9 protein-coding genes are annotated in these 11,880 nt (G+C 67.7%); 2 read left to right on the top strand and 7 right to left on the bottom strand.

Translation table 11 applies throughout. From position 1 onward, the window contains the following. Window positions 1-120: 120 nt before the first annotated feature. Window positions 121-471 (bottom strand): transposase, encoded by a 351-nt coding sequence (locus MTDSW087_RS17745; RefSeq protein ID WP_144766142.1) that lies wholly within the window; start codon window positions 469-471, stop codon window positions 121-123. A 604-nt stretch (window positions 472-1,075) separates the two neighbouring features. Further along, window positions 1,076-3,757: a hybrid sensor histidine kinase/response regulator gene (locus MTDSW087_RS17740; protein ID WP_186383888.1), complete on the bottom strand. Its 2,682-nt coding sequence runs from the start codon at window positions 3,755-3,757 to the stop codon at window positions 1,076-1,078. A gap of 1,091 nt (window positions 3,758-4,848) precedes the next feature. Here MTDSW087_RS17740 and MTDSW087_RS17735 point away from each other — a divergent pair. Next, window positions 4,849-5,679: a hypothetical protein gene (locus tag MTDSW087_RS17735; protein WP_144766136.1), complete on the top strand. Its 831-nt coding sequence runs from the start codon at window positions 4,849-4,851 to the stop codon at window positions 5,677-5,679. A 90-nt stretch (window positions 5,680-5,769) separates the two neighbouring features. Here MTDSW087_RS17735 and MTDSW087_RS17730 read toward each other — a convergent pair whose 3' ends face one another. Then, on the bottom strand, window positions 5,770-6,018 hold the full coding sequence (locus MTDSW087_RS17730) for a helix-turn-helix domain-containing protein (protein ID WP_144766135.1): 249 nt from the start codon (window positions 6,016-6,018) through the stop codon (window positions 5,770-5,772). Window positions 6,019-6,385: 367 nt separating this feature from the next. Here MTDSW087_RS17730 and MTDSW087_RS17725 point away from each other — a divergent pair, with 367 nt between their 5' ends. Next, window positions 6,386-7,669, top strand: coding sequence for a polyhydroxyalkanoate depolymerase (locus MTDSW087_RS17725; protein ID WP_144766133.1), 1,284 nt, complete (start codon window positions 6,386-6,388; stop codon window positions 7,667-7,669). Between the two features lie 48 nt (window positions 7,670-7,717). Here the strand turns inward: MTDSW087_RS17725 and MTDSW087_RS17720 are convergent, their stop codons facing one another. The 4 genes from MTDSW087_RS17720 to MTDSW087_RS17705 all read right to left on the bottom strand — a co-directional run bounded on the left by MTDSW087_RS17720 (window position 7,718) and on the right by MTDSW087_RS17705 (window position 11,750). After that, entirely contained in the window at window positions 7,718-8,500 is a 783-nt protein-coding gene (locus tag MTDSW087_RS17720) for a PAS domain-containing protein (RefSeq protein WP_144766130.1), read from the bottom strand. Window positions 8,501-9,340: 840 nt separating this feature from the next. Next, window positions 9,341-9,748, bottom strand: coding sequence for a phasin (locus tag MTDSW087_RS17715; RefSeq protein WP_238178816.1), 408 nt, complete (start codon window positions 9,746-9,748; stop codon window positions 9,341-9,343). Window positions 9,749-9,797: 49 nt separating this feature from the next. Continuing rightward, window positions 9,798-10,526 (bottom strand): acetoacetyl-CoA reductase, encoded by a 729-nt coding sequence (phbB, locus tag MTDSW087_RS17710; RefSeq protein WP_144766126.1) that lies wholly within the window; start codon window positions 10,524-10,526, stop codon window positions 9,798-9,800. Between the two features lie 39 nt (window positions 10,527-10,565). Next, window positions 10,566-11,750 carry an acetyl-CoA C-acetyltransferase gene (locus tag MTDSW087_RS17705; RefSeq protein ID WP_144766124.1) on the bottom strand — a complete coding sequence of 395 codons (1,185 nt, stop codon included), beginning with the start codon at window positions 11,748-11,750 and terminating at the stop codon, window positions 10,566-10,568. Window positions 11,751-11,880: the final 130 nt, after the last annotated feature.

Here is an 11,880-nt window from a genome sequence, read left to right as displayed (position 1 = left end):
ACCCGCCTTCGCCGGGCTGATCAGGGGCGTCCCGCCATACCCATCCAGGGGGTCAAAGTTCGACGCCGATCCAGGGTCAATGTTCAACGCTGTTTGACAAGGTGGAGCGCGCCAAGCCCATCAGCTGGCATCCCGCAGCGACGGAGAGGCTGCCGGGCCGGTGATCACGGACGTAGGCGCGCTTCGCGGCGGCGGTCCGTTGCGCAGAGCCCCCTTTAAAAACTCAAGCTCAAGCGCCTGCCGGCCGACGAGCCGTTCGAGCGCGGCGATGCGGGCCTCATAGGCCTGGATCGTGTCGGCGGCGGCCGCGTCGTCGTCGAAAGCGCCCGTCTCGTACTTCTGCACCCAAACGCGCACGAGGTTGCGCGAGAGATCGTGGCGCTTGGCCAAGCCGTGCAGCGTCTCGCCGGACAGGTACTCCTGCGCGACCTGCCGCTTGAACGCGACGCTGTGGGAACGGTGTCGAGCCATGGTCTTCATCCTTCGAAGACCCAGCCAGCCGGTCAATCAGCCTTGTCCAATCCGTCCACCTCCAGGGGCCCACTCCACGCGACGGGGCGGCTTTTGACCATGGCGAGGCACTTACCTCGCCTAAACGCCTTCCGGAGGCTGGCTACGCGTTGTTTTGCCACCCGTCTGCGAGGGTGGGAGCCTTCGATCGGACGCTCAAGGTAAGGTTCGAGGTCTCGCGATCCCGACGGGACGACGGGCTTGCGGCCGCTCCGTAGGCGCGGGCGATATCGACGGCCGATGGGTGCGACCATGACTTGGCCCCCTACCCGAATGGCGCTGTCGCGCCCGCCGGCGGCGCGTTACGATGATCAGCCGCGCGGTCTAGGGGGAGCGCGCCATACGTAAGGGGCGTACCGTACGCGTCCTGGTACCGCCGGGCGCTGGTCCTGTCCGCATGCCCCCTCCCTCTCGGCCATCGGGAGGGCATGCCAATACGCGATGATCGCCCCAATCCGCCGCCGGACGCCTCACGTTCGAGGCGGATGCAAGCCGATAGCGCCATCGTCAGGGACATCCCCGCAGGCTTCGGCCCCGCGGTCGCGCATCGGCTCGACCGCCATGCTCACGCGGCGAGCATTGAATCGATTTGCCCGATCGCTTCGGCAGCCGCCACCCGCATCGCGGCAAGGGGGGCCTCGTAGTCGCCGCTGGAGACGCATGCCCGTTCGACCGCCATGCACAGGCGCGCCAACTCCGTGAAACCGAGCACGCCTGCCGACGAGACCAGCTGATGTGCTTGCCGGGCGAGCTCGTCGCGTGCACCGACGGAGGCGGAAGTCGCGAGCCAGTGCGCAAGTTCCTCTGCGAGCTTGGCCAGCAGCTCGTCCATCCGGTCGCGGCCGACCAGCTCCGCCATCGCGTCGAACGCGGCGCGATCCAAGATCGCGCGGCTCGTCCCAGGCCCGTCGTCCCGGCCGATCCAGCGCTCAACCGCAGCGAACAACTCGGATTGCTCGAAGGGCTTGCCGACGTGACCCACCATGCCAGCGGCCCTGCATCCGGCGACCTGTTCCGGCAACACGTTCGCCGTCATCGCCACGATCGGCACGTCGCGCGCGGGATCGGCAAGCGCCCGAATCGCGCGCGTCGCCGCGATGCCGTCCATTCCCGGCATCTGCACGTCCATCAACACGAGGTCGTACCGGCGTGCTGTGACCGCAGACAAGGCTTCCGGCCCGCTCGCCACGGTGTCCACGGCGTAGCCGCCGCGCTCCAGCACGGCCCTGGCGACCTCGCGGTTGACCTCGGAGTCGTCCACGAGGAGAAGACGGCCCTTAAAGCTGCCGAGGAGCCCCCCATCCTGCATCGCGGGCGCCTCGGCAGCCTGGCATTCCGCGCGTGCGAGCGGCACGGAGAACGAGAAGGCAGCGCCCCTCCCCTCATAACTGACGAGCGCGATCCTGCCGCCCATGGCGTCGACCAAGCCTTTGGCGATGGCCAGTCCCAGGCCGCTCCCGCCGTATCGCCGCGCCGTGCCGCTATCGGCCTGCGAGAAGCGCTCGAACAAGCGAGCCTGCACGGTCGCGGGAATGCCGATGCCGGTGTCCTCGACCACCACGTGAAGGTACGCACCGATCTCCTGCTCGACATATCCGGCGCGGACCGTGACCGAACCTTTCGCCGTGAACTTGATCGCGTTGTTGAGGAGGTTGAGCAGCACCTGCCCAAGCCGAACAGCATCCCCCTTCAGGTAAGGGGGCAGGTCCGGGTCAATGTCGACGCACGACGTCAGCCCCTTGTCTTCGGCTAGCCCCTGGAGAAGGGCAACGGTTTCCTCGATCAGGGTGCGGGGCGAGAAAGGCTTCTGCTCTAGTTCGATCCGGCCCGACTCGACGCGGGCGAGGTCGAGGATGTCGTTGACGACCGTGATCAGGACGGAGCAGGCGGTCCGTACCCGCCCCAGGTGCTGCCGCTGGCCCGTCGTGAGAGCCGCATCCTGGAGCATCAGGTCGCTGAAGCCCTTGATAGCGTTCAATGGCGTGCGGATCTCGTGGCTCATCGTCGCCAGGAACTCGCCCTTGGCGCGCTCGCCTGCCTCGGCATGGGCCTGCGCGGCCTCCGCCCTGTCGCGGGCATCGACCAGTTCGGCGGTACGGTCGGCGACCCGTCGCTCAAGCTCCGCGTTCACGGACGCTAAGGCACGGTCACGCTCGCCGAGGCGTGCCAGCAGCGCGCCGAGGGCGTCCGTCAGCCCCTTGATCTCGATGTAGCCGCGCGGTCGGGGCAACCGCACGTCGGCCACGTCGCCGATCCGATTTGCGGCGGCGACCAGCGCATGCAACGGCCGGGCGAGACGTTCGGCCGCAAGCCAGCCGAGGAATGCCGACAGCAGGGCGAAGGCCGCGCCGCCGGTCGCGAGCTGGAACACGAACGATCGCGTGGGTGCCAGGGCGACATCGACGCGCTGACGAACCATCACGCTCCAGGGCAGCGACGGGCGCTCTACCGATATCCGCGTGCGGCTCGCGCCCGTGAAATAGTCGTGCCCGTCCGGCCAGACGCCACGCGCGGTAGCCTCCTCGGCGCCTGCGGCGAGCATGTCGATGGCCGGAAGGTCCCCGAGCATCCGCTCGCCTTGCCGGTCGCCCGGTCCGAGCACCACCGTTCCGTCGCCCGCCAGGATCAGCACCTCGACGCTCGGGTCGCGGGCGAGCACGGGGGCGACAGCTGCCCGGCTCAACTCACGCAACCAGGGGAGGCTGAGATGGCCTCCGACCACGCCCGTCACCGACCCCGCCCCGTCCCGCAGCGGGGCGGAGACGTCCACGAAGCGCCTTGGCTCGCCGTGGGGCAGTTCGGGCAGCGCGCGGGCGAGCAGGAGCGCCTCGTGCACGTCGCTGACGGAAGGTCCTTCGAGCCCGCTGCGGAACCAAGGTCGCGTGGCGACGCTCACGCCTTCCAACAGGCCGCCGGTGCTCGCCGTGACGAGGCCGTCGCGGTCGGCGAAGCCGATCCACGCGTAAGCCGGATAGGCGGTGCGGAGCGCCTCGACCCAGGTGCGCCGAGCCTGCGGTGTCGTCGCGGTGCTGCCTGCGACGCTGGTCAGCACCTGCATGTCGTTCAGGCGTTCGGCGATGTTGGCCTCGATCAGGTGACGCAACTGGCCGGAAAGGTCGGCCATCCGCGCCTCGGCACGGATCTGGGCGCGCGCGGCGACGAAGCGTGACACGGTCAGGGTGCCGATGAACGTCAAGACGAGCGCGCTGCCTGCGAAGACCAAGGCAAGGACGGTGCGCAGGCGCATGATTGCATTCAATCCAGGGGGCGGAGAGGCGTGTAGCATGAACCCCTGCCGAGTGACCAAGGCTATCGTCGCCGGCCCGCCCGCGGCCTGAAGAGGCGATTTCTTGGATTGAGGGCATTCCCCCCTCGTACGGGCGCAGGCCGACCGCCTCTCGATGACCGGGTCTTAGGAGTTTCAATCGATCGTGAGTACCGAGTAATCACCGGTACTCGCGTAAAGCCATTCCGAACAATTGCCTCAGGAGGAGTGTGCCTCGCCGAGGATCCGACCGTTGGGCGCCGTTCCTAGGATGAGGGGCCGGAACCCGGATTCAGGATCACACGCCTGAGAAATAGGCCGAGTTTCCCGATCTAGGGGGCTCGTCTGTCCTGCGCGTCTGCTTCCGGACGTGAAAGCCAGGACCTGGTCGCTGGCGCCTGGGCCGGGGAGGAACGATGGCCGGTCAAGCGTCTCGGTGCTCCCGGCGGAAGCACGGCCCTATGCGTCGTGCGTCACGCAAGCCGGTATCAACCATCGCAGCGGTCTTCGACGTGATCGGCTCCGCGCATTCGGGACCCTTGCCTGTTGTTCGTCGTACGCCCCTCCGTGAGAGGCCTACCTCCCATAGAGAGGACTGATCGGCCCGCCACGATCCAAAACAGGGACGACTGCCGGCCTCTTCGTATCCTCGACATTCGTAACCCCGGGATCGATGAGGTCCCACCGCCAACGCCCGCCTGGTGACCTCACCGGTTGGTACAGGGGCGAGGTGTTCGTCCACAGATTTTTATGCGTGCCGCCGACGGCCCGGGGCCGGCCGTACGCGGGATCGGACGGTCAAAGGCGTTTTTCGCCGACGCCTCGCTATGTGGGGCTGGAACACGGCCACCAAGGCCTCCGGTCGGCTCTATTTGACCGAACCCGTGCCGGCGAGGGCCGGACCGCTGATCGCGACGGATGGCGCATGCCACCGGGTTTCGCCGAACCTGCCAAGGGTCGAGCATGCGATCGTAGGCCGCCGCGGCGGTCGATGGCCTGAAAGGACCGGGATGCCCGACCAGGACGAGAGAGATGGACGCCAACCCCGGGGTATCGGCGTCGATGCGGTCAGCATGTTCGACTTCGCACCGCGACGATTAGGCACCATGCCGGACGGCGCGACGACGCTTCCAAAGGGGGATCCGGCTCTCTGCCGACGGTCCTTCGAGGGCGCGTTCGCACGGCACGAGCCGCGCACCCGTCCTAACCAGGCCGTAGCCTTGAACGCGCTGCTGCTCGGGTTCTTCGGCGGCGAGGAACTCCTGAGCCTGCCCGAGTTCGTAGCGGCGCATGATCGCCTCGCCAGGCAGCGGGCCGGGCGTATCGAACGGTACCCGCGCCCCGACCCCGATCCGCGTGCATACGAGATGGCCGGCATGTTCGCCGGCCAATGCGTCCGGTTGCGCCTCGTCGCGATCGCCGGCACGGAAGCCGGCCTTCCAAGGTTCCGGCTGCTCGATCGAGAGATGCAGTTCGTGGTCCGGGACCGAAGGGCCGTCCGGGTCCGCGGGTTGACCAGGGCGGAGAAGGATCGGCGCGACAGGCTTGATAGGCAAGCGCGCGATGCCGCGACGCCAGAGATCGGACGCCTGATCAACGAACTGGTTCGCCTCGACCGTGACGGTGTCGTGCCGGCATCTTGGCACGCCGCGGGATTTCTGCCGGAGGATCTCGTAAGTCGCGGGATCGCCGAGGCGGCCGCCTTCATTGTCGGACACCACCAGACCGCCACTTTCGAACGTGCGAAGGTCGCGGATTGGCTTGCCTGCCTCGCAAGTTCGGTCAGGCAGGCAAGCCGGGCGCCGCCGGTGCGCGGTCGCGGCGCGCCCGAAGCGGACGACCTCGTCTCCGACGTGGACGCACTCATGGCGATCGCGCGGACGAAGGGCGCGGGCTCCGTCTGAATTGATTCGTGACCCGTTGAGTCGGCCAGGCGGCCCCCGGCCGGCTGCAGTTCGGGCCCTGTCCTGTCCCGGCCTAGGACGACGGGCCTCTCACATCCTAACGCTCACTCCCGGCCACGGCCACGCCAGGTCGCCGCCGGCGGGATCCGCCTTCCAGGCGGTGAGGGACTTGCAGAGGCCGGCGTAGGAGAGGTGCTTCTCGCCCTTGGCCCGCCGTTCCTTCTGCAGGGCGAGCGCCCTGTTGAAGACGTAGCGGCGCGCGCCCGAGGACCGGCGGGAGAGCCGGACCTGCGCGCCGTCGGGCCGGAGCTCGAACCGGTATGACTGACGGCGAAGCACGCGGCGAAGCTAGAACGCAACGGGAACGTTGACAAGGCGGCTCTCGCCGCCGGCGCTCTTCATCCCCGCCCTGAAGGACGGGCCCTTTCGCGCTTTATGGTAAATTTTACCCCCAGTATGGAAGATGCCCGAGGCGGGAGGCTCTCACCGAGTGCGCGGTGAACTATGTTGCCAGCCGGCACCATCGGATGCGTTTTGCGTGCCCTAGCCGGGAAGCTGAGTTGGCAAGGGAGTGACGATGCGCGGGAGCGCGTGCAAACTGCTCAATCCGCAGACGCGTCGTGCCTAAACGCAACGCAACATAGTGCCGGAGCGTTAGGCACCTCACAGACCAGCGGCTCCGAGGCAGCCGAGAGGGAACACCCGTATGCTGTACCTGATGCGTGACGCCTGCGATCTGATGCTCTCCCCTGCCCGCATGGCAGCCGGCGTCGCCAAGACAGCCTACCAGAACCCCTTCAGCCCACTTGCCTACACACCCAGCAGCCGTGCCATAGTCGCCTCCTGCGAGTTGTTCGAGCGCGGCACGCGCAGCTACGCCAAGCCGAGCTTCGGACTGCCCACGAGCGAGCGTGTCGTCTGGCAGCGGCCGTTCTGCCGGGTGATCGCCTTCGGCGAGCCCTCGGCCAAGCCGAAGCTGCTGCTGGTGGCCCCGCTCTCCGGCCACTACGCCACGCTGCTGCGGGGCACGGTGGCGGCCTTCCTCGACACGCATCAGGTGTTCATCACCGACTGGGCGGACGCCAAGGAGGTCTCCCTCTCAGCCGGCCGCTTCGATCTGGATGACTACATCGACTACTGCATGGCGCTGTTCGAGGCGCTCGGGCCCGACCTGCACGTCATGGCCGTGTGTCAGCCCTCCGTGCCGGTGCTGGCCGCCATCGCGCGCATGGAGGCGGAGGATCACCCGCTAGTGCCCCGCTCAGCCGTGCTGGTGGGCGGGCCCATCGACACCCGCCGCTCGCCGACCGCGGTGAACAGGCTCCCGCAGGAGCGGAAGATCGGGTGGTTCGAGCAGAACTGCATCCACCCGGTACCCTGGCCGCATCCCGGCTACGGCCGCAGGGTCTACCCCGGATTCCTGCAACTCGCCGGGTTCATCAGCATGAACCTTGATCGGCACCAAACCGCGCACTGGGACATGTTCAACCACCTCGTGCAGGGGGATGGCGACTCGGCTGCCAAGCACCGCGAGTTCTACGACGAGTACCTCGCTGTCATGGACCTCACGGCCGAGTACTACCTCCAGACAGTCGAGCGCGTGTTCATCGAGCACCAACTGCCACGAGGCGTGATGCGCCACCGCAGTAAGCCTGTTGATCTCACCGCGATCCGGCGCTGTGCGCTGATGGCGATCGAGGGTGAGAAGGACGACATCACCGGCATCGGCCAGACCCGTGCCGCGCTTGATCTCACCACGAGCCTGCCGGCTGAGAAGAAGGCCTACCACCTCCAGATGGGGGCGGGTCACTACGGCATCTTCAACGGCTCGCGCTTCCGCGCCGAGATCGTGCCGGAGATCGCGGCCTTCATCGAGGCCCACGTCGATACCATCGAGGTTTTGGCAGGCCCCGATGCCCATCTTGGCCCGATGTCGATCGCAAATGCGGCGTCCCTGTCGAACGCCGAACCGGCCGCGTTGCACGCGTGAGATCGGATTCAGCAGTGCTGCCGGGCCCCTAGACCCGGTTCGGCACGATCAATGCACCGCCGTCGATTGGGCCCAGGGGAGTTGCGCCCCCTGACCCGCTTCGGCCCGGCCGTGCGCCAGGATCTCCCTGGCACGCCGCTGCAGCTGCTCCAGCCGCTCGTTGAGGCCGGCACGCTGCCGCTGCCGCTTCTGCTCAAGCTGATGCAGGATGCGCTCCTTCTCGGCGGCCGGCCCAGACCAATCATCCAAGCGCTCACAGTCGATGCAATACCCGAACTCGACATCCGCCTGCGCGGCAAGCGTCGCCTGTAGGCAGCCCGTCAGATCGTCCGGATTCAGGTCGGCAGGCAGCGGCGGCGATGCCAACAAGGCCCAATCGTGGGCGGCGGGATCGCTCAGATCAGGCCACCGCGGGTCCTTGATCTCCAAAAGCACGTTCGAGGCGGCGACCAAGGTCCCGGTGGCGTCCCGGAGCGGTGTCGGGTAGGGCATGAACTGAATACGCGTGCCATCCGGCCGCTCCAATACGAGCTGTACCCCGCGCACCGCTCGCCTTTCCTTGAGCGCCACGGCCATCGGGCACCGGTCCGGCGGCAGAGGCACGCCGTCCGTGGTGAAGGTGCGCCAGGAGCCGCACCAACGCGTCTTGCCGAGTTCAGGGCGGTAGCCCCAAAGCTCGGCCGCCGCATCGTTATAGTAGGTCAACCAGCCGTCCGCGTCGGTGGTGTAGACCGGCGCGGCGAACTGTTCGAACGCCTCCGCGCGGGCGGGGTCACAGCTCCACCCCCGGTCAGATCCGAGCAACTCGAACTCGTCGTCGTTTGGAAACACGCCACCCTCCCTGACCGTCGGGCTACGAAATGCCTGCTCAGCCTTCCGGTCACCCCCATCTGTCGCAAATGTCCGAGAGACATATGCGCCGTTGCGCTAGCGGGCGTGGCTCGCCGGTGACGCGCAATGCGCCGTACTCCAGATCGCCAGATGCTGCGCGACCGTGCTGACAGGCTCCCGACGCGGCCGCTCCTCGCCCCATGACCGGGTCACGCCGGCCCGGGCTTTCACGCATCGTCGTGTACGGACACGGCTTCGTTGCATGGATGTATCGGCGACACAATGCTCGTGGAACGGACGTGCACGGGCCCACCGGGCGGAACGGGAGCGGTTCCGCGGCCTTCGCCTCGTGGGCGGCTCGCAGGATGGGACCCAATGGTGCCACGCGCGGGTGTGCCGGATCATGACTGCCTTTGCCGGGAGGATGCCGCGGAGCGCTGGGCAGTCAAATCCCGCTCCGGCTGGGGTCGCGTCGTCGGCCTGTGCGGCTTGAACGATGCGGCAGTGCCGGGGGCCCGGGCGTGCCGTACGCGCATCGAGCAGGGCGACGAACTCCATGCCGGCAAGAGCGCGGCGACCGACAACGAAAATCGACGGGAGATGCTGCCATGCGCGGGAGGCCTCGATCCTGGCAGCCCCGCCAGGGGCACTACGGATCGAGGCATCGACCTGCAGGGAACCCCAGCTCTGGGGCCGATGGGAAAGCCGCGCACGCGGGGCCGGAAGCATGGCGGCGGCGGTACGTGTCCGCCGGGTTCCATAACGGCGGACAGTTCGCTCGGCCCGCTCGTCGCAGACGCCTTGTCCGCGCCGGAATCGCGATGCAGGCTCGCGTGCGTCCTACGTGCGCGACTGGTCCGCTGCGTCGCGCACCGCGTCGCGGAACTGCTCAGTACCTTGCTTCATCGCACCCTGGGTGATGCTGCCGAACTCTTTCGTCTGCGCCTGCACGGCGGCGAATTGGCTTCGGGTGAACTCGGCCTGAAGCTGCATCGCCTCCTGTAGGCTTTTCGCCTGGATCAGCTTCTGCGCGAAGTCGAGCGTGGCGTGCACGTTCTGCTCGGCAGCTTGGAAGGCGTGGCTTCCTGCGTCCTGCGTACTCTTGCGAGCCAGATCCGCGGAGTCCCGGGTCGTCTCGGCCGTCCGGCGCGCCGTGTTGATGAAGCTGTCAAATGCTTGTCGGGCTTGGCCGATGCTTTTCTCGGCGAACTCGCGCATCGCGCCGGGGATTTCAAAGCCTGGATTCATATTCACGGGAGCCTCCTCGTCGACATCAGATCTTTCGCGCCACCGCGCCTCACACGAAGTGTTGGCCGCCGTTGATGGTCAGCGTCGAGCCGTTGATGAAGCCGGCCTCGTCGCTGGCCAGGTACTCGACCGCGTGGGCGATCTCGTCGGCCTCGCCGAGGCGACCGGTCGGGATCGTCGAGATGATCTTGTTGCGGATGTCCTCCGGCACGGCCATCACCATGTCGGTGGCGATGTAGCCGGGCGCGATCACGTTGACGGTGATGCCCTTGGCGGCGCTCTCCTGGGCCAGCGCCTTGGCGAAGCCGATCACGCCGGCCTTGGCGGCCGAGTAGTTGGTCTGGCCGGCCTGGCCCTTCTGGCCGTTGATCGACGAGATGATGATGATGCGCCCGACGTTGCGGCTGCGCATGCCGTCGATCAGTGGCCGGGTGCAGGTGAACATCGAGTCGAGGTTGGTGCGGATCACCGCCTGCCACTTCTCGAAGGTCATCTTGTGGAAGGCGCCGTCGCGGGTGATGCCGGCATTGTTGACGAGCACCTCGACCGGGCCGAGCTCCGCCTCGATCGCCTTGATGCCCGCCTCGCAGCTCGCGAGGTCGCCCACGTCGAACTTGAAGACCGGGATGCCCGTCTCGGCCTTGAAGGCGTTGGCGGCCTCGTCGTTGCCGCCGTAATTGGCGGCCACGCGGTAGCCCTTGTCCTTCAGCCGCTTCGAGATCGCCGCGCCGATGCCGCGGGTGCCGCCGGTGACGAGGGCGACGCGTCCTTGAGCCATGGTTTCCTCCGTGTGTTCTTGCTTCGGTTTAGGTGACGCTCAGGGCCGCTCGAGGCACATGGCGACGCCCATGCCGCCGCCGATGCAGAGCGTGGCCAGCCCCTTCTTGGCATCGCGGCGCTGCATCTCGTGCAGCAGGGTGACGAGGACGCGCGCGCCCGAGGCGCCGATCGGGTGGCCGATGGCGATGGCGCCGCCGTTGACGTTCACCTTCGCGTCGTCCCAGCCCATGTCCTTGTTCACGGCGAGCGCCTGGGCGGCGAAGGCCTCGTTGGCCTCGATCAGGTCGAGGTCGCCGGGCTTCCAGCCCGCCTTGTCGAGGGCCTTGCGCGAGGCCGGGATCGGGCCGGTGCCCATGATCTTCGGGTCGACGCCCGCGGTCGCCCAGGACTTGATCTTGGCCAGCGGCTTGAGGCCGCGCCGCTCCGCCTCGGAGGCCGACATCAGCACGATGGCCGCGGCGCCGTCGTTGAGGCCCGAGGCGTTGGCGGCCGTGACCGTGCCGTCCTTCGAGAAGGCGGGCTTGAGCTTGGCCATCGCCTCGAGGGTCGCGCCGTCGCGGATGTACTCGTCGGTGTCGACCACCACGTCGCCCTTGCGGCCCGGCACGGTGACGGGGACGATCTCGTCCTTGAAGCGGCCCTCCTTGCGGGCGGCCTCGGCCTTGTTCTGCGAGCGGGTCGCGAAGGCGTCCTGCTGCTCGCGGGTGAGCTGGAAGGCCTGGGCGACGTTCTCGGCGGTGGTGCCCATGTGGTAGCCGTTGAAGGCGTCCCAGAGCCCGTCCTTGATCATCGTGTCGATGAGCTTGATGTCGCCCATCTTCTGGCCGCCGCGCAGGTACTGGCAGTGGGGCGAGAGCGACATCGACTCCTGGCCGCCGGCCACGATGACCGTGGCGTCGCCGTTCTGGATCTGCTGCATGCCGACCGCGACGGTGCGCAGACCCGAGCCGCAGACCTGATTGAGACCCCAGGCCGTGGCCTTCTCGGGGATGCCGGCCTTGATCGCGGCCTGGCGGGCCGGGTTCTGGCCGGCGCCCGCGGTGAGCACCTGCCCGAAGATCACCTCGTCCACGTCGTCGGGCGAGACCTGGGCCCGCTCCAGCGCCGCCTTGATCGCGGTGGCGCCGAGTTCGTGGGCGGGCACCGAGCCGAAGGCGCCGCCGAACGAGCCCACGGGGGTGCGCGCCGCACCGACGATGACGATCTCCTCGCTGCCTGCCATTGGAATACCTCGACTAAAAATGGGAGCTCGCCAGATGGCGCGCTTCGTCTGGATCAAAACGGCGCATGGGTAACAAAAGTGGAGATCTTGTTAGATTGTGAGGCTCGGACATAGCATCCTCAGTATGGGC

Source organism: Methylobacterium dankookense (genome assembly GCF_902141855.1).
Lineage (GTDB): Bacteria > Pseudomonadota > Alphaproteobacteria > Rhizobiales > Beijerinckiaceae > Methylobacterium > Methylobacterium dankookense.
This window is presented reverse-complemented; position numbering and strand designations above follow the sequence as displayed.